The sequence below is a fragment of the Chromobacterium sp. Rain0013 genome, from assembly GCF_015291765.1.
GTDB classification, from domain to species: Bacteria; Pseudomonadota; Gammaproteobacteria; order Burkholderiales; family Chromobacteriaceae; genus Chromobacterium; species Chromobacterium haemolyticum.
Window position 1 is genome coordinate 1,756,217 of the sequence record NZ_CP031514.1, and the last position, 17,886, is coordinate 1,774,102.

Annotated in this window: 18 protein-coding genes; 4 read left to right on the plus strand and 14 right to left on the minus strand. The window is 61.7% G+C overall.

What is annotated here, in order from left to right; all coding sequences use genetic code 11:
- Positions 1-4: 4 nt before the first annotated feature.
- Positions 5-730, minus strand: a complete 726-nt coding sequence (locus DXT74_RS08230) for a methyl-accepting chemotaxis protein (RefSeq protein WP_194427716.1) — start codon at positions 728-730, stop codon at positions 5-7.
- A gap of 1,852 nt (positions 731-2,582) precedes the next feature.
- Between DXT74_RS08230 and DXT74_RS08235 the strand changes: the two genes are divergently transcribed.
- Complete coding sequence (locus DXT74_RS08235) at positions 2,583-3,998, plus strand: sodium:alanine symporter family protein (RefSeq protein WP_019101096.1); 1,416 nt, start codon at positions 2,583-2,585, stop codon at positions 3,996-3,998.
- Positions 3,999-4,065: 67 nt separating this feature from the next.
- Here DXT74_RS08235 and hemN read toward each other — a convergent pair whose 3' ends face one another.
- Positions 4,066-5,472 carry an oxygen-independent coproporphyrinogen III oxidase gene (hemN, locus tag DXT74_RS08240; protein WP_043590809.1) on the minus strand — a complete coding sequence of 469 codons (1,407 nt, stop codon included), beginning with the start codon at positions 5,470-5,472 and terminating at the stop codon, positions 4,066-4,068.
- Positions 5,473-5,581: 109 nt separating this feature from the next.
- On the opposite strand from hemN, the gene fnr reads away from it, so the two are divergent.
- Positions 5,582-6,328 (plus strand): fumarate/nitrate reduction transcriptional regulator Fnr, encoded by a 747-nt coding sequence (fnr, locus tag DXT74_RS08245; protein ID WP_043590811.1) that lies wholly within the window; start codon positions 5,582-5,584, stop codon positions 6,326-6,328.
- Between the two features lie 282 nt (positions 6,329-6,610).
- On the opposite strand, the gene DXT74_RS08250 is transcribed toward fnr, so the two are convergent.
- Positions 6,611-7,534 carry a DUF1853 family protein gene (locus tag DXT74_RS08250; RefSeq protein ID WP_194427717.1) on the minus strand — a complete coding sequence of 308 codons (924 nt, stop codon included), beginning with the start codon at positions 7,532-7,534 and terminating at the stop codon, positions 6,611-6,613.
- On the minus strand, positions 7,524-8,303 hold the full coding sequence (locus tag DXT74_RS08255) for an RNA methyltransferase (RefSeq protein ID WP_194427718.1): 780 nt from the start codon (positions 8,301-8,303) through the stop codon (positions 7,524-7,526). The genes DXT74_RS08250 and DXT74_RS08255 overlap by 11 nt, the downstream gene beginning before the upstream one ends.
- 203 nt (positions 8,304-8,506) lie before the next feature.
- Here DXT74_RS08255 and DXT74_RS08260 point away from each other — a divergent pair, with 203 nt between their 5' ends.
- Positions 8,507-9,298, plus strand: coding sequence for an inositol monophosphatase family protein (locus DXT74_RS08260; RefSeq protein ID WP_019102792.1), 792 nt, complete (start codon positions 8,507-8,509; stop codon positions 9,296-9,298).
- Positions 9,299-9,384: 86 nt separating this feature from the next.
- Positions 9,385-9,783, plus strand: a complete 399-nt coding sequence (locus DXT74_RS08265) for a VOC family protein (RefSeq protein ID WP_081574276.1) — start codon at positions 9,385-9,387, stop codon at positions 9,781-9,783.
- Positions 9,784-10,241: 458 nt separating this feature from the next.
- On the opposite strand, the gene udk is transcribed toward DXT74_RS08265, so the two are convergent.
- The 10 genes from udk to iscR all read right to left on the minus strand — a co-directional run bounded on the left by udk (position 10,242) and on the right by iscR (position 17,521).
- A complete protein-coding gene (udk, locus tag DXT74_RS08270) occupies positions 10,242-10,859 on the minus strand; it encodes a uridine kinase (protein ID WP_043590824.1) in 618 nt (205 codons plus the stop codon).
- 92 nt (positions 10,860-10,951) lie between these two features.
- Positions 10,952-11,587 (minus strand): glutathione S-transferase family protein, encoded by a 636-nt coding sequence (locus DXT74_RS08275; RefSeq protein WP_194427719.1) that lies wholly within the window; start codon positions 11,585-11,587, stop codon positions 10,952-10,954.
- 172 nt (positions 11,588-11,759) lie between these two features.
- Entirely contained in the window at positions 11,760-11,954 is a 195-nt protein-coding gene (iscX, locus tag DXT74_RS08280; RefSeq protein WP_019102788.1) for a Fe-S cluster assembly protein IscX, read from the minus strand.
- Positions 11,955-12,074: 120 nt separating this feature from the next.
- Entirely contained in the window at positions 12,075-12,416 is a 342-nt protein-coding gene (gene fdx / locus DXT74_RS08285) for an ISC system 2Fe-2S type ferredoxin (protein ID WP_043590826.1), read from the minus strand.
- Between the two features lie 9 nt (positions 12,417-12,425).
- Positions 12,426-14,288 carry a Fe-S protein assembly chaperone HscA gene (hscA, locus tag DXT74_RS08290; protein WP_194427720.1) on the minus strand — a complete coding sequence of 621 codons (1,863 nt, stop codon included), beginning with the start codon at positions 14,286-14,288 and terminating at the stop codon, positions 12,426-12,428.
- A gap of 108 nt (positions 14,289-14,396) precedes the next feature.
- Positions 14,397-14,930: a Fe-S protein assembly co-chaperone HscB gene (gene hscB / locus DXT74_RS08295; protein ID WP_081554847.1), complete on the minus strand. Its 534-nt coding sequence runs from the start codon at positions 14,928-14,930 to the stop codon at positions 14,397-14,399.
- Between the two features lie 75 nt (positions 14,931-15,005).
- Positions 15,006-15,329 (minus strand): iron-sulfur cluster assembly protein IscA, encoded by a 324-nt coding sequence (gene iscA, locus DXT74_RS08300; RefSeq protein WP_019102784.1) that lies wholly within the window; start codon positions 15,327-15,329, stop codon positions 15,006-15,008.
- Between the two features lie 17 nt (positions 15,330-15,346).
- Complete coding sequence (gene iscU, locus DXT74_RS08305) at positions 15,347-15,730, minus strand: Fe-S cluster assembly scaffold IscU (RefSeq protein ID WP_019102783.1); 384 nt, start codon at positions 15,728-15,730, stop codon at positions 15,347-15,349.
- A 61-nt stretch (positions 15,731-15,791) separates the two neighbouring features.
- Positions 15,792-17,009 carry an IscS subfamily cysteine desulfurase gene (locus tag DXT74_RS08310; protein WP_194427721.1) on the minus strand — a complete coding sequence of 406 codons (1,218 nt, stop codon included), beginning with the start codon at positions 17,007-17,009 and terminating at the stop codon, positions 15,792-15,794.
- 32 nt (positions 17,010-17,041) lie between these two features.
- The gene (gene iscR, locus DXT74_RS08315; RefSeq protein ID WP_043641136.1) at positions 17,042-17,521 is read right to left on the minus strand and encodes a Fe-S cluster assembly transcriptional regulator IscR; all 480 of its coding nucleotides are present in this window, start codon (positions 17,519-17,521) and stop codon (positions 17,042-17,044) included.
- Positions 17,522-17,886 lie beyond the last annotated feature (365 nt).

The following is a 17,886-nucleotide window of genomic DNA, read 5'->3' on the forward strand; positions in this document are numbered from 1 at the left end:
TAGTCTAGACACTGAAACGGCCGGCGAGCTGCCCCAGCCGTTGCGACACCGATTGCAGTTCGCCGGCGGTCTGCGCGCTGGCTTCGACGGCGCTGGCGTTGGTTTCCGACATCCGCGCCACGCTTTCCACGTTTTGCGCCAGCGACTGGCTGGCGCTGCTCTGTTCCTTCAGGCCTTGAGTGATTTGATGGATGCTGTCCAGCACCTGATCCACGCATTGGCGGATGGAGGCGATGCTGGCGCCGGCGTTGCGGGTGTTCTCCTGGCCTTTCATGATGGCGCTCATGCCGGTTTGCATATTGGTGATGGCCTGCTGCGAGGTGCGCTGAATGTCGGAAACGATGGTGCTGATCTCGGTGGTGGATTGCGCGGTGCGTTCCGCCAGCTTGCGCACCTCGTCGGCCACTACGGCGAAGCCGCGGCCTTGTTCGCCGGCGCGCGCGGCTTCGATGGCGGCGTTAAGCGCCAGCAGATTGGTTTGGTCTGCGACATCGCGGATCACATCGACGATGCTGGCGATGGACTCCGATTGCTGGCCCAGCGCGCCTATGGTTTCCGAGGCAGAAGACACGTCGCGCACGATGCTGTCCATGCTGGCGCTGGCGTTGTGGATGATGGCGTTGCCCTCGCTGGATTGGCTGACCGCGGCGCGCGAGAGCTGATTGGCTTGCTCCGATTGCTCGGCGCTGACCATCAGGCTGGTGCTCAGTTGCTCGATCGCCGCCGCCATGCTGGCCGCCGCCTGGGTTTGCCGGGGTGCTGCTATGGGAGACGTTCTGGGCGCTTTGAGCCATCTGGTCCGCAGCCGCGTTGACTTCGCGCGAGGTGTCCAGCAACTGCGTCACGGTGTCGCGCAATTGGTCGCGCATCTTGCCAATGGAGGCCAGCAAGCTATTGCTGTCCTGCTCGCGCAGTTGGATCCGGGTGCCCAGCTGGCCTGCGGCTAATTGTTCGACCACGCTTTGCACGTAGAAAGGCTCGCCGCCCAGTTGCAAGGTGATGGACAGGTAGAGCTGATGAAACAGGAAGCTGGCCAGCAGCATCGCGGCCAGGCCGATGCCGATGTAAAGATTGCGCTGAGCCTGCATGCGGTCGATGCGGGCTTGCAGCAACGCCTCCAGGTTTTTCAGCGTGACATCGCTGAAGCGGGAGCCGATCTCCGCGTTTTTCGCCGCCATCCCGCTCAGGGCCAAGGCTGCGCCGGTCTGGCCGGTGATGGCTTTGTCGATGGCCGCGGCCTGGCCTTGGTGGAAGGCGGCGAGCGCCTGAGATTCTGCGCTCAGCGCGTTTTTCAGCGACGGATTGTAGGCCAGCGCCTTGGCCAGATCGCTGTTCAAGCCGTCCAGCGTGCCATTGATCAGCGGGCGCAGCTCCACCAAGCGGTCGCGCTCGGCCGGTGTCAGCGTTTGGCCGGCCTCCGACTTGGCGGCCCAGGCCAGCGCTTCGCCGATGTAGTTGCTGAGCGCGGGTAGTTTGGTGGTTGCGGCGTCCATCAGGTAGTAACTGTCTATGTCCGGGTCCAGCGTCAGATTGGAGTTGTCGCTGGCGGCGCCTAGCAAGGCGTTGAGTTTGTCCGCCGTGCTGTCAAAGCTGGTGATGACTTGGGGCGGCGGGGCGCCTCCGATCCGCGACAGCGTGCCTCGCGCGGCGCTGGCGGTTTTCCAGGCTTCGTCGGTTTGCAAGATGCCGCCGTACCGTTCGTGAGCGCTTTGCAGTTGGTTCCAGCCTTGTTCCAGCTGCGCCTGCGCCGCGGGAAGCGCGGCCTTGGCGGCGGCTTCGCCCTGAGCCGCGCGCACGGCCAGGTCCTGAGCTTGCTCCAGCGCGCCCAGCAAATGCTGCAGCGGCTGAATATAGGACACCCCGACTCTTTCTTTTTGCGAAAAGTCGATATTGTCCTGATTGGTTCGATACAGACCGTACACCATATACAGTAAGGCGACGGCAAAGACCGTGCCGATCAGCGCAAAGCGGCTGGGGTAGCTCAAGCGCTGCATCAGCCTTACCACGGGTGTTGTCATGATTTCGCTCCTGACTGTGGCGGAGACGCACGCAATGTGGACGTCTGCTTCGCCAGTTCCAGAATAGGCAATTTTCACGGGCTGCGATTGCCGCATGAAATGCGATGGCTTGTCGGATGAGGCGATTATCAGTTCGTTTAGCTAAGGGGCCTGAGCTTTGGCTTGTCTGGCTAGGGCGAATAACCGGCAATAATGCCTGGGGCATCGAAAATGACTTTGGATTGTTTTGGCATTGGGTCAGCGTCCGGCTATTCGGAACGATTCAATGACAAAGGCGTGCGTTGAAACGGGGGAATGGACGTTTGCGAGGCTTTGGCCAAGATTGCCCGGCATTGCCAGCAATCACTCTATTTTGCTAAATTCGCCGGGTTTTGCATCGAACAGTCTGACGAAGCAGTGTCCTGAACCAGGCGACCCGACGGTCGCGGGGAACGGTTTCGTCAAGGCTGCAATTTTCAAGCCCGGCGCCAAGACCGCGGCGAGGACAACCTTCCTGTCTGCAATCCTTCCGGCGCGCGTCGCCTATTTTCCAGATTGCCACGCTCAGAGCTTTATAGAGGATCCATGGACTTGCTTCATTCGTTTATCAATGCCGCCAATGATGTGATTTGGGGCAAAGTGCTGATTGGCCTGTTATTGGCCGTCGGCTTGTATTTCTCGTTGCGCTCCGGCCTGTTGCAGTTGCGGCTTTTTGCGCGCGGCTGGCGCGAGATGATGGGCGGCCGCGGCGGCCACCGCAGCAAGGACGACATCTCGCCGTTTCAGGCCTTCGCCACCGGCCTCGCCAGCCGTGTGGGCACAGGCAACATCGCCGGCGTGGCCATCGCCATTGCCGCCGGCGGACCCGGCGCGGTGTTCTGGATGTGGCTGACCGCCATGCTGGGCATGGCCAGCGCTTTCGCCGAATCGACCTTGGCGCAGCTGTTCAAGACCAATCACCATGACGACACCTTCCGCGGCGGTCCGGCCTACTACATCCAGAAAGGCCTGGGGCAACGCTGGCTGGGCGTGATCTTCGCCTTGTGCCTGATTCTGGCTTTCGGCTTGGTGTTCAACGCGGTGCAGGCCAACTCCATCGTGGCGGCCACCGAGGGCGCCTGGGGCTGGAACCGCTATATGGTGGGCATCGCCCTGGTGGTAATGAGCGCGCCCATCATCTTTGGCGGCGTGCGCTCGGTGGCGCGGGTGGCCGAATGGCTGGTGCCGGTGATGGCGGCCGTCTATTTGCTGATGACCTTCTATGTGTTGGCGGTGCATGCCGCCGAGTTGCCCGGTCTGATTGTGTTGATCGTCAAGAGCGCTTTTGGTCTGGAGCAGGCCGCGGGCGGTTTTGCCGGATACGCCGTGAGCCAGGCGATGATGCTGGGTATCAAGCGCGGTCTGTTTTCCAATGAGGCGGGCATGGGTTCCGCTCCCAACGCCGCCGCGACGGCGACCTCGCGCCATCCGGCAAGCCAAGGCGCGATACAGATGTTCGGCGTCTTCATCGACACCATGGTGATCTGTACCGCCACGGCGGCCATCATTCTGTTGTCCGGCGTGCATGATCAGGGTTTGAGCGGGGTGGCGCTGACGCAGAAGGCCATCGAAGCCCAGTTCGGCCCGATCGGGGCGTCCTTCTTGGCGGTGGCGATGTTCCTGTTCGCCTTTTCCACCATCATCGGCAATTACGCTTACGCCGAGGGCAATGTCGAATTCATTCGCAGCAACAAGTGGATCTTGTTGGTGTTCCGGCTGATCGTGCTGGCGATGGTGATGTTCGGCGCGGTGGCCAGCTTGCCGCTGGTATGGGACATGGCCGACTTCGCCATGGGCTTGATGGCCTTGATTAATCTGGTGGCCATTGTGTTGTTGTCACGTTACTTCTTCATCGTGTTGAAGGACTATGAGCGTCAGCTGAAGCAAGGCGAGTCCACCCCTGTGTTCAAGGTGGCGGATTACCCGGAACTGGCGGCCAAGGTGGAAAAAGACATCTGGTAAGCCTTTGCCAGGCTCCAACGATAAACAGCCCGCGTTTAGACGCGGGCTGTTTTGTCATGGGACTGGCTTAAATGGTTTTGGAGTAGCGAGCCTGGGTGCGGCGCTCGCGCAGGTGCTTATCGAAGATCATCGCGATATTGCGGATCAGGAGACGGCCCTTGGGTTCCACCATGATGAAGTCGCCGTCGAAGGACAGCAGCCCCAGTTGCTGATATTCGCGGATCTGCGGCAACTCTTCCGCAAAGTACTCGGCGAAGTTGATGCCGTGAATTTCCTCCAGCGCTTCCACGGACAGCGAGAAACGGCACATCAGACCCTGGATGATGCTGCGACGCAGGATGTCGTCATTGTCCAGCGTCAGCCCGCGCAGCACCGGCAGATGGCCGCTGTCCAGCGCCGCGTAGTAGCTGTCCAGATCTTTGGCACTCTGACTGTAGCAGGGGCCGACCTTGCCGATGGAGGACACGCCAAGGCCAATCATGTCGCAGTCCGCATGCGTGGAATAACCCTGGAAATTGCGCTGCAGCCGGCCCTGGCGCAAGGCGGAGGCCAGTTCGTCGTCCGGCTTGGCGAAGTGATCCATGCCGATGAACACATAGCCGGCGTCGGCCAGGCGTTGCACCGAGTCCTGCAGGATGTCCAGCTTGGTTTCCGGCGACGGCAGATCGGCCTCGTTGATGCGGCGTTGCGGCATGAACACGGTGGGCAAATGGGCGTAGTTATACAGCGCCAGCCGGTCCGGTCCTATGGCGATCACTTTGTCCAGCGTGCGACGCACCGATTCACGGGTCTGCAAGGGCAGGCCGTAGATCAGGTCGACGCTGACGGACTTGAAGCCGGCGTCGCGCGCCGCCTGGATCACCTCTAGAGTTTCCGCTTCGGACTGCACGCGGTTCACCGCCTGCTGCACCGCGGGCTCGAAGTCCTGAATGCCGACGCTGATGCGGTTGAAGCCTAATTCGGCCAGCTTGAAAATTGTAGCTGCACTGACTTTGCGCGGGTCTATTTCTATGGAATACTCCCCCTCCTTCAAGAACTCGAAATGAGTCTTGAGCAAGGTCATCAATCGTTCCAGTTGCGCGTCGGACAGGAAAGTCGGGGTGCCGCCGCCGAAATGCAGCTGTATCACCTGCTCTCGGCGCCCCAGACAGGAGGCGACCATCTGGACTTCCTTTTCCAGGTAGTCCAGATACAAGTCGGCTTTGCCGCTATCCTTGGTGATGATCTTGTTGCAACCGCAGTAGTAGCAGATAGTGTTGCAAAAAGGTATATGAGCGTACAATGATAAAGGTTTCCGGTTGGCGCCGATGCTGCGCTGCCGTAGCCAGTGGATGTAGTCTCTTTCGGCAAAACCCGGCGTAAAGCGATCTGCTGTCGGGTATGACGTATATCTAGGACCTGTCCCGTCGAGGCGTTCAATCAGAGCGCGGTCGAATTCAAAATGGGCAGGAGAAAATGGGTGGGTGGTCTTCATGTCGTATTTGGATGGCAAAACCTCTGGTGGACTGGTAAATTTGCGGAAATCCTGCGAATTTCGCTTTGATAAGGGTCAAGCTTCGTCGCAAGCTTGTACTAAACATGCCATGTCCGATCAGAACCATATCTCTTTGCATAACCTGAAGGTCTCCTGCTCCAACTGCAGCCTGAAGGAACTCTGTCTGCCAGTGGGGCTCAACCGCGAGGAACTGACCCAGCTTGACGCAGTGATCCGTCAAAGCCGCCGTTTGAAGCGCGGCGAGTACCTGTTCCGCAGCGGCGAGGGCTTCCGCTCGCTGTTTGCGGTGCGCACCGGCTTCTTCAAGACCAGCGTGGCCAGTCAGGACGGCCGCGAGCAGGTGACCGGCTTTCACATGTCCGGCGAACTAATGGGCTTGGACGGTATTTCCGCCAATGTTCACGGTTGTGACGCCATCGCGCTGGAGGACAGCGAGGTGTGCGAGTTGCCGTTCAGCCGCATGGAGAGCCTGGGCCGCGAAATTCCCACCTTGCAGCACCACTTCTACCGACTGATGAGCCGCGAGATCGTTCGCGATCAAAATGTAATGTTGCTATTGGGCAACATGAAGGCGGAAGAACGCCTGGCCGCCTTCCTGCTCAATTTGTCCCAGCGTCTGTCCACCCGCGGCTTCGCCGCCAATGATTTCATCCTGCGCATGAGCCGTGAGGAAATCGGCAGCTTCCTGGGTTTAAAACTGGAAACCGTCAGCCGCACGCTGTCCAAGTTCCAGCAGCAAGGCTGGATCACGGTCGATCACAAGCACATCCAGTTGGTGATGGTGGATGAGTTGAAGGCGCTGATTTCCGGCTGCGCTCACGCCAACGGTCATTGATCCCGCCGCTTCTGCGGAGCCGCGAAAGACGCAAGAGCGTGTTTATGATCTCGCGAGACAAGAGGAGGTCAGGCGAAAACGGCTGAGAAAGCGGATCGTAAACAGGTTCTTAGAGCCAGTTCAAAATCTAGCGAGCAAGAGCGAGACAAGGCGAAAACCGCTGAGAAAGCGGAATGGTCAAGTGGTACATGAGCATTTCGAAGCGGTACTCACCGTGGGGCGTATCACGAAGCGCAGCAGATTATGAACAGCCTCTTAGGCAAGCCATGAGGCTTGCCTTTTTCATTGCGGCGGCGCGCAGTCCGCGATTTGCCGCAACAAGCGCGACAACGGCGCTTCTTGAGGCCATCCCGGCGGAACGGCGAAGCCTCGCGCCACTTCATGCCAGTCGCCGTCCGGGCCGGGTTGCAGTTCGGCAAGCAATTGCGGTGCCTCTGCCTGTTCCAGCCGCGCGCGCAGTTCCGCCGCATCGGCGGTGTGTTCCCGCGAGAGGCGCGCAGGCGCCAGCCAACTGAGCCTGGGTAGCCAGGCCCAGCGGGAGTTCGCGTTCAACGCAGGCCAGTCGCCGCGCAGCGGCCAGTATTGCCCATATAGCGGCAGGGCGCCGGGCGGTGGTTCCGGCGAGGTGTCTTGAGCGTGGAACAGCCAGCCGCTGAGCCGGGCGCCGACCGCGCAGCCGGCAAAGCCTTCCGGCAGCGTCGCTTGCGCCGCGGGGTGGCGGGATAGACGCAGCTGGGTCTGCAGCTTATGGGCTTTCAGCGCCCAGGCGTCGCGCAGGCTGGGACCGGTCAGCGTATCGGCGCTGCGGCCCAGCTGCAGGTAGAACTTGCTGGCGGCTTCCAGATGCAGCGGTTGGCCGTCCAGGCGCAAAAGGAAGTCAAATTCTCCGACGGTGCGGCCGTCTGGACCGCGCACAGGCAGATTGCTGGCGACTAGTTCGATGTGCGGCGCCAAGCGGAACCAGAACGACAGCAAGCGCTCGGCGTAATGACCCAGGCGGCGGGTGGGCTGGCGCGCCAGCCAGTGCCGCAGCTCGTCGGGATGAGCGTCCAGCGCTTGCAGCAGCGCCGGGCCGTCGGGGCCCAGCAGCCGGTGCGGCGGAATGTCCGCGCCGCTTTTCCAGGGGGAGGGCGCGGTGAGAAGAAAAGCCAGATCGCGCACCGCCGGATGCGCGTAGGGCAGGGTGAACGGCGGCTTATTCGCCATTCGGTCCGGGCGCGTCGCGACGGACTTCGCCGTCGGCAGCGCGCTGCACCTGTTTGAGGAAGCCGCGCAGGATGTCGATCTCCTCGCGCAGCATGCCGGCGCGGTTGAACAGGGTGCGCATCCGGCGCATCATCCGCTCGCTATTGCGGCGGCGGAAGTAGCCGATCTTGTCCATGGTCTGTTCCAGATGGCCGCAGAAGCCCTCCACCTCGCCCAGCGCCGCCGCGTCGCTGTCGGTGCGCAGATAATCGACGTCCACGCCGGTGTGACTGAACAGCTCGTAGGTCATGACCTGCACCGCCATCGCCAGATTCAGCGAGAAGTAGTCCGGATTGCCGGGGATGGTGACCAGACGGTTGCACTGCTCGACTTCTTCGATCGACAGGCCGAAGGTTTCGTTGCCGAACACCAGGGCCACTTGTTCGCCGTCGCGGGCGCGGGCCACTAGTTCAGGCGTGGTTTGGCGCGGGGTGGACAGCGGGGTGGTCAGCTCGCGGCGGCGGCTGGTCAGCGCGCAGGCGATGGTGACGTCTTGCAGCGCCTCGGCCAGGCTGGGCACCACGGTGGCGTGTTCGAGAAGATCCACCGCCCCGGAGGCCAGGGTATTGGCTTCGTCGCTGGGAAACACTTTGGGTTCAACCAGATAGAGTCGGCTCAGGCCCATGGTCTTCATTGCTCGGGCGGCGGAGCCGATATTGCCGGGGTGGTTGGGGCGAGCCAACACCACGCGAATGTTTTTCAGAAAATCAGGTACTTGGGGTTTATTCATCAGCAGTTTCACATTAAAATAGCCGGCTTATCGAAAAAGCCCGCGCGCCGTTTTGCGCGCAAGGCCAGCGCTTGCCGGATGGGCAGGCATGCCGCCTTGCCCGATTGCGCCGGGTTTTTCTTGTTCCTTAACCCAGATTGTTACTAGCAGACGTCGCGTCATGTGGCGGACGTTTGTCATGGTTGAAAGTGTAGAGGCCGTCAATGCATCCGATGCTCAATGTCGCGGTGAAAGCCGCTCGCCGCGCCGGCAGTGTCATCCAGCGCGCGTCGCTGAATCTCGACGCGGTGCGCGTAGAGCGCAAGAAACACAATGACTTCGTGACCGAAGTGGACCGCGCCGCGGAAGAGTCCATCATCGCTTCCATTCTGGAAGCTTATCCCAAGCACGCGATTCTAGCAGAAGAGTCCGGCGCGAAAGGCATCGGTTCGTCGGAATACGAGTGGATCATCGATCCCATCGACGGCACTACCAACTTCCTGCATGGCCACCCGCAGTACGCGATTTCCATCGCCCTGGCGCACAAGGGCCAGGTGCAGCAAGCCGTGGTCTTCGACCCCAACCGCAACGATCTGTTCACCGCCTCGCGCGGCGTCGGCGCCTTCCTCAATGATCGCCGCATCCGCGTATCCAAGCGCTTCATGATGAATGAGTGCGTGATCGCCACCGGCTTCCCGGTGTCCGACCAAAGCTATATCGACCAATACCTGGGCATGCTCAAGGACGTGCTGGCCAAGAGCGCCGGCGTGCGTCGCGAAGGCGCGGCCTCGCTGGACCTGTGCAATGTGGCCTGCGGCCGCGTGGAAGGCTTCTGGGAGCTGAATCTCAAGCCCTGGGACATCGCCGCGGGCAGCCTGATCGTGCAGGAAGCGGGCGGCATCGTTACCGATTTGTCCGGCGAGCAGGGCTGGCTGGAGTCCGGCGATATCGTCGCCGCCAATCCGAAAGTGCTGGCGCAACTGCTGCACATGCTGGCGCCGCATATCGGCAAGTAAGCGCTGTCGGCTTGGCCTCTTGGGGCATGAGCGGGCTCAGCGCGTCACGGCGTCCTTGGGGACGCCGTTTTTGTTTGGAGCGTGAGATGAAACAGTTTTTGGGTTCGGTCGCCTTGGTGGTGGCCGATTACGACGAGGCCATCGCCTGGTATGTGGACAAGCTGGGTTTTGTGCTGCTGGAGGATGAGCGTCAGGGCGAGGACAAGCGCTGGGTGCGCGTGGCGCCGCCCGGGGCGAGCGAGTGCGCGCTGTTGCTGGCCAAGGCGAGCAATGCACGGCAGCAAGCCGTCGTGGGCGCGCAAACCGGCGGTCGCGTCGGTTTCTTCCTGCATACCGACGACTTCTGGCGCGATTACCGCCGCATGGCGGCGGCGGGGGTGAGCTTCAGCGAGCAGCCGCGGGAGGAGGAATACGGCACCGTGGTGGTGTTCGAGGATTTGTATGGCAACCGCTGGGATTTGCTGCAGTTGAAGTCGGGGGCGTAGCCGCTGGCAGGGCACCGTTAAAAACAAAGAGCCGCGCAATGCGCGGCTCTTTGTTTTTAACGTCGCCAAAAACCGCCGGCTCATCGTCGGCAGCGGCTTGCGCCTGCGGCGGGTAGGCGTCCGCTTCGTTCCAGTCCAGATCAAGATCCAGTTCGGCCAATATGGCCTGGCGTCCGGCCTGGCGCTGTCCGGAGCGGCTCCGCCCGTGGGCGCCGCCTTTTTTCATGATGGGCGCGCAAGCGTGCGGATTGCGCGGTTTGATTGTGTGCATGGAGTACTCCTGTGCTTGGGCCCCGCTGGGAAGAGCGGGCGGAAGACGGCGGCGCGGACGCCGCCGCATTAAGTCTGAGCGGTTCGCAAAAGCTCGTAGAGCACCTGAGGCAAGGCGCGCCGACGCAGGCAGTACTTGAGTACGACAAGTCGGCGCAACGCAGCATCAGGGGTTTTGTTGCCGGCTCTTAGCGTACCATCAGGCTGGCCACCTTGGTGGTGATAATATCCACCGCCGGATCATTGGCACCGTGAGGCAGAATCACGTCGGCGAAGCGCTTGGTCGGTTCGATGAACTGGTTGTGCATCGGACGCACCGTGGTCAGGTATTGCTCGATTACGCTATCGGTGGTGCGGCCGCGCTCGGTGATGTCGCGCTTGAGACGGCGGATGAAGCGCACGTCGGAATCAGTGTCGACGAAGATTTTTAAGGACATCATGTCGCGCAGCGCGGCGTCGTACAGCGGAAACAGGCCCTCGATGACGATGACCGGCGCCGGCTGGATGGTAATGGTTTCCTCGGCGCGGGTGTGGTTGGCGAAGTCGTAGACCGGCATTTCGATGGCGCGGCCATTGCGTAGGTCGTCGATGTGCTCGATCAGTAGCGGCCAATCGAAGGCTTGCGGGTGGTCGTAGTTGGTGGCCAGCCGCTGTTCGAAGGTCAGATGGCTCTGATCGCGGTAGTAATAGTCTTGAATGATCACAGCCGCCATCTCGGAGCCAATGGTTTCCAGCACTTGATTGGTCACCGTGGTTTTACCGCTGCCGCTGCCGCCTGCAACGCCGATGATGAACGGGGTGGTCATGAAACTATCCTTCTACGCGTAAAAATGATAAAAAAACGCGCCATTCTAATGAGTTATGGCGCGTCCTTCCACTCTAATTGCGACATCCGACGCTATTGGCCGCGCTGACCTTCAGCCTGGGCGGCATCATACCACTCCCGCATGGCCGGCAAAGCCAGCAGGCGGTTGACGTAAGCCTGAGACTGCTCAGGCAATTTGACGTTGTAAGTGTGAAAGCGGGTGGCGATCGGCGCGAAGAAGGCGTCGGCGATGCTGAAGCCGCCGAAGAGGAATTCGCCGTTGGCCTGATGGCGCGGCAGATGCTCTTCCCATAGCGAGATGATGCGGGCGATATCGAACTCCACCGCCGGCGTGCTTTGGTAATTGATATGGCGCAGCGTCAGATTCATCGCCAGGTGTTCGCGCAGGGCGGAGAAGCCGGAGTGGATCTCGGCGACGATGGAGCGGGCGACCGCGCGCAGTCCGGCGTCGTCCGGCCACAGCTTGGCGGCGGGGAAGCACTCGGCCAGGTATTCGCAGATCGCCAGCGAATCCCAGACCCGCAGCTTGCGATCTATCAGCACCGGCACTTTGCCGGCCGGGTTGGCGGCGAGGATGCGGGCCTTGGTGTCGGACAGGTAAAGATCGATTTGCTGCTCTTCAAACGGCTCGTCCAGCATTTTCAGCACCAGCCAGGGGCGCAGGGACCAAGAGGAATAGTTTTTATTGCCGATGATGAGGGTAAACATCAGGGAGCTCCGTTTCGAAAGAGGAGGCTGCCGGCGGGCTGTCGCAGCCTTTGTCCGATGATACCGCCATCAGCACGGCTTTTCCTATGCGGCGGCTGCGAGTTTTTTGACGCTAGACGGCAAAAAGGCCGCGTCAGGAGACGCGGCCTTGCCGAAACAGGGGGGCGAGCGCTTATTCCACCTCGTCGATCCAAGCTTGTTGAATTGCTTCCAGCACGCGTTCGCCGCCGCGGCTATGGTCGTCGTCAAAACCCGGCAGCGCGACGACCCAGTTGTGCAAGTCGACGAAGCGCACGGTTTTGGGGTCGATTTCCGGGTGGGCTTCCGCCAGTTCGATGGCGATGTCCAGCACGTCGGTCCATTTCATCTTATTGTCTCCAGAGCGGGGAACCGTTCATAAAATCCAGCGCAGCGGCTGTAGCAAGGCGCGCCGCATGAGGTACGGCAAGGCGGCGCAACGCGGCTACAGGGATTTTAGGGCGTGTTCCTAGTGGTGTTCGCGGGCGTGGTTGATCGTGTACCGTGGGATGTCTATCACCAAGTCCTCATCGGCGACAATCGCCTGGCAGGACAGGCGGGACTGGGCTTCCAGTCCCCAGGCCTTGTCCAGCAGGTCTTCTTCCAGCTCGTCGGCTTCGTTCAGGGAGTCGCCGCCTTCGCGGACGATGCAATGGCAGGTTGTGCAGGCACAGGACATCTCGCAGGCGTGCTCGATCTCGATGTCGTGGTCCAGCAATATCTGGCAGATGTTCTGGCCGGGTTCGGCGTTGTCGATGACCACGCCTTCCGGGCAGAGGTCGGCGTGGGGCAGTACGATGATTCGCGGCATGGCGGATCCTTACAAATCGGAAATGTTGTGGCCTTTGAGCGCGCGCCGGATATTGCGGTCCATGCGGCGCGAGGCGAATTCTTCGGTAGCGCGGTTGAGACGGCCGGAGGCCTCGTTGACCTCGCGGGCGGCCTGTGCCGCGGCGATGGCCGCGTCCACGGCGGCCAGCGCCTGTTCCACCGCGTTGCGCTCGTCGGCGTCCAGCAGGTCGCCGTCGCTGGCTAGCGCGACGCGACAGGCTTCGCTGAGGCTGGTGGCGTCGACAACGGCTTCGCGCAGCTTGCGCGCCTCGATGTCTTCATGCACATGGGTCATGGACTCGGTCAGCATGCGGCTGATTTCCTCGTCGCTGAGGCCGTAGGAGGGTTTGACCTCGATGCGGGCTTCCACGCCGCTGGTCTGTTCGCGGGCGGATACTTCCAGCAGGCCGTCGGCGTCCACCTGAAAGGTGATGCGGATGCGCGCCGCGCCGGCCACCATCGGCGGGATGCCGCTCAAGGTGAACTTGGCCAGCGAGCGGCAATCGGCCACCAGTTCGCGCTCGCCCTGCAGCACGTGAATGGACATTGCGGTCTGGCCGTCCTTGAAGGTGGTGAAGTCCTGCGCGCGCGCCACCGGGATAGTGCTGTTGCGCGGGATGATCTTCTCGGTCAGGCCGCCCATGGTTTCGATGCCCAGCGACAGCGGGATCACGTCCAGCAGCAGCCACTCGTCCTCGCCCTTGTTGCCGGCCAGCACGTTGGCCTGGATCGCCGCGCCCAAGGCGACGACCTTGTCCGGGTCCAGATTAGTCAGCGGTTCTTGGCGGAAGAAGTCGCCAACGGCTTTTTGCACCTGCGGCATGCGGGTGGCGCCGCCCACCATCACCACACCCTTGACCTCGTCCGTCGCGACGCCCGCGTCGCGCAGCGCCTTGCGCACCGGCAGCAGGGTCTTGTCCACCAGGTTCTTGGTGATGCCGCGGAAGGTGTCCTGATCCAAGGTCAGGTTCAGGGTCTGTCCGTCGGACAGCAGAGCGGTGATTTGGGTCTCCGCGTGCTCGGTCAGCGCTTCCTTGGCTTCGCGGGCGCGGGTCAACAGCAGCCGGGTGTCCTGAGCGCCCAGCCCGGACAGGCCGGCCTGCTCAAGCATCCAGCAGTAGACGCGGTGGTCGAAGTCGTCGCCGCCCAATGCGGAGTCGCCGCTGGTGGCCAGCACTTCGAACACGCCGCGGCTCAGTTTCAGGATGGAAACATCGAAAGTGCCTCCCCCTAGGTCATATACGATGTATATGCCTTCGCTGCCGTTGTCCAGCCCGTAGGCGATGGCGGCGGCGGTGGGTTCGTTCAGCAGGCGCAGCACGTTCAAGCCGGCCAGGCGCGCGGCGTCCTTGGTGGCCTGGCGCTGGGCGTCGTCGAAATAGGCCGGCACCGTGATCACCGCGCCGGTGAGTTCGCCGCCCAAGCTGGCTTCGGCCCGTTGCTTCAGGGTGCGCAGGATGTCGGCGGAAATTTCAACCGGACTCTTGATGCCGCCGCGGGTCACCAGCTGCAGCATGCCGGGCGCGTCGACGAAGCGGTAGGGCAGGTTGCGGACGTCCGGCAGGTCGGCCAGGCCGCGGCCCATGAAGCGTTTCACCGAGACGATGGTGTTGTGCGGATCCTTGTTCTGTTCTTTCTGGGCTTCGTAGCCGACGCTGACGACGCCTTCGTCGGCGTAGCGCACCACCGAGGGCAGCAGGCTGCGGCCGTGCTCGTCCTTGAGTACGGCGGCGGATCCGCTGCGCACCGAGGCCACCAGCGAGTTGGTGGTGCCCAGATCGATGCCGATCGCCAATCGGTGTTGGTGAGGGGCGGCGGAGAGGCCGGGTTCGGCGATTTGCAGTAAGGCCATATTCAGTTCAAATCAGTTCGAGGTAAGCCGCCTGCTGTGGCGGAGGCGGATATGGAGGACAGGCCGGTGCGCGATCCCCACGACGGGGAAGGGCCGGCGGCCGGGAGCTCAGTCGAGCAAAGCCTCGATGGCATCGCCGATTTCCTGGTCCAGTTTTTCCAAAAACCGCAATTTTCGCACTAGAAGCGCGGCGGCGTCCAAGTCGGCGCGCTGATCCAGCGCTTGTTCCAATTCGGTCTGATGCGCGCGGCTCTCGTCCCGCAGCTGGCGCGACAGTGTTTCCAGGCGTTCGAGTTCGCGCCCGGCGCGGGCGTCTTCTATGTTCTCGCGCCACTCCATCTGCGCCATCAGGAAGGCGGCCGGCATCTGGGTGTTGGTGTCTTCCTGAGTGTCGACTCCGGAGAGTGTCAGCAGGTAGCGGGCGCGGTTCAACGGCGACTTCAGCGTTTGATAGGCTTCGTTGACTCGGGTGGCCTGCATCAGCGCGCTGCGCTTTTCAGCGTCGGAACTGCTGGCGTAGCGGTCGGGATGGACCTGGGCCGCGGCGGTGCGCCAGGCGTGCTCCAGTGCCGAGCCGTCTATGGCGAAGCGGCGCGGCAGATTGAACAGGGAGAAGAAGTCTTGGCTGAAATCGGTGCTCATAGGGACGGGGCCGGAAAACCTAGCTTACAGTTGGACGACGGGCGGGCCGCGCCGAAGCGCGTCCGCCTGCCGGGGTCAGACGTTGAAGCTTTCGCCGCAGCCGCACTCGTTTTTGACGTTGGGGTTGTTGAACTGAAACCCCTCGTTCAAGCCTTCCTTGGCGTAATCCAGTTCGGTGCCGTCGATGTAAGCCAGGCTCTTGGCATCGGTGAACACGGTGACGCCATGGCTTTCAAAGGTCACGTCGTCGTCGCTGGCCACGTCGACGAACTCCAGCTTGTAGGCCATGCCGGAGCAGCCGGAGGTCTTAACGCCCAGACGAATGCCCAAGCCCTTGCCGCGCTTGGCGATGAAGGCGCTGACGTGGGCGGCGGCGCGTTCGGAAAGGGTGATAGCCATGATGATGTCCCCGCTGATTATTTGCCGTGCTTTTGCTTGTAGTCGTTGACCGCGGCCTTGATCGCGTCTTCGGCCAGGATGGAGCAGTGAATCTTCACCGGCGGCAAAGCCAGTTCTTCGGCGATGGCGGTGTTCTTGATCTCCAGCGCTTCGTCCAGCGATTTGCCCTTGACCCACTCAGTCACCAGTGAGGAGGAGGCGATGGCGGAGCCGCAGCCGTAAGTCTTGAACTTGGCGTCCTGAATCACGCCGTCCTCGCTCACCTTGATTTGCAGCTTCATCACATCGCCACAGGCCGGCGCGCCCACCATGCCGGTGCCCACGCTGTCGTCGCCTTTTTCGAAAGAGCCCACGTTGCGCGGGTTTTCGTAGTGATCCATTACCTTGTCGCTGTATGCCATGATTGTCTCCTTCAGCGCCGTTCCGGTCTTGCCGGCTCGGCGCTGGATATTGCTGTCGCCCTTAGTGGGCGGCCCATTGAACCGAATTCAGATCCACGCCGTCCTTGAACATTTCCCACAAGGGGGACAGTTCGCGCAGCTTGCCGATCTTTTGGTTTAGCAGATTCACCGCGAAGTCGATTTCTTCCTCGGTGGTGAAGCGGCCCAGCGTGAAGCGGATCGAGCTGTGTGCCATTTCGTCGTTGCGGCCCAGCGCGCGCAGTACGTAGGACGGCTCCAGCGAAGCCGAGGTACAAGCCGACCCGCTGGACACGGCGAGCTCCTTGATCGCCATGATCAGGCTTTCGCCTTCGACGAAGTTGAAGCTGACGTTGAGGTTGTGCGGCACGCGTTGGTCGATGTCGCCGTTGATGTAGACCTCTTCCATGTTCTCGATGCCGTTCCACAGGCGGTCGCGCAGCATGCGGATGCGTTCGCGCTCGCTGTCCATCTCTTCGCGGGCGATGCGGAAGGCTTCGCCCATGCCGACGATCTGGTGGGTGGCCAGGGTGCCGGAGCGGAAGCCGCGCTCATGACCGCCGCCGTGCATCTGCGCTTCCAGGCGCACGCGCGGTTTGCGGCGCACGTACAGAGCGCCGATGCCCTTGGGGCCGTACACTTTGTGCGCGGACAGGCTGAGCAGGTCCACTTTCTGTTTTTCCATGTCGATGACCACTTTGCCCGGGGCCTGGGTGGCGTCGACGTGGAAGATCACGCCGTTTGCGCGGCAGATCTCGCCCAATTGTTCGATATCCTGAATCACGCCGATTTCGTTGTTGACGAACATCACGGAGGCGACGATGGTGTCCGGGCGGATGGCGGCCTTGAATTCTTCAATGTCCAGCAGGCCGTTGTCTTGCACGCCCAGATACGTGACTTCGAAGCCCTGGCGTTCCAGCTCGCGCATGGTGTCCAGCACCGCCTTGTGCTCGGTCTTGACGGTAATCAGGTGCTTGCCCTTGCTCTTGTAGAAGTGGGCGGCGCCCTTGATCGCCAGGTTGTCGGACTCGGTGGCGCCAGAGGTCCAGACGATTTCCTTCGGGTCGGCGTTGATCAGCTTGGCCACTTCAGCGCGCGCGTTCTCCACCGCTTCCTCCGCGTCCCAGCCGAAGCTGTGGCTGCGCGAAGCCGGGTTGCCGAACTTTTCGTAGAGATAGGGAATCATCTTGTCGGCAACGCGCGGGTCTACCGGCGTGGTGGCCGAGTAGTCGAGGTAGATCGGAAGCTTGAGCTGGCTCATTTATATTCTCCACAAGAAGATGGGTCCGCGCCTTACAGGGCGCTGGAGGCGGCAGAAGCGTGAACCACGCTGCATTCGCGCTTATCCTGCAATACAGTGTTTTCCTTGGCCTTTTGCTGCTCAACCAGACTGGCGAGGCTGACCTTGGACAGGTAGTCGAAAATGGTGACGTTCAGATTGGTCCACAAATCGTGGGTCATGCAGCGCTGATTGCCGCGACAGTTCTCGCGGCCGCCGCACTGGGTGGCGTCCACTGGTTCGTCCACGGCGGTGATGATGTCCGCCACGGAAATATCGATCGGGGCCTTGGCCAAGGTATAGCCGCCGCCGGGGCCGCGTACGCTGTCCACCAGTTCGGCGCGCCGTAGCTTGCCGAAGAGTTGTTCCAGGTAGGAGAGCGAGATGCCTTGGCGCTCGCTAATGCCGGCTAGCGTGACCGGGCCGCCGCTCTCGCGCAATGCCAAGTCCAGCATTGCGGTGACGGCAAAGCGGCCTTTGGTGGTTAAACGCATGTCTCTGGTCTCCAAGAGTGGGTATTTGGAGGAGGATGAATTCCTGATGCAGACGATTATACCTAATATCCGACTGTTTTAGTCAACTATTATCGGCGGGGCCAAGAGAAGGCGGCTTGCGCAAAGCCGATCATTTTACTCGGTTTTTAGTTGGAGGGGTAGTTTTGCCGACGGGGCCGGCGGGGCGCCGCCACTTGGGCGGGAGGGGCGATTAAAGCCGTTGGCGCATGCCGTGGAGAGGAGGGAAGGGCCGTAGGCCGCGCTGCGACGGCGTTTGCGGTTTTATTACTTTCAGATGAAGGGCTTGGTGTAGAATCCGGCGACGGAAAGGATCGTCCGAGGACGGGCCGAGACAGGGCGGGCTA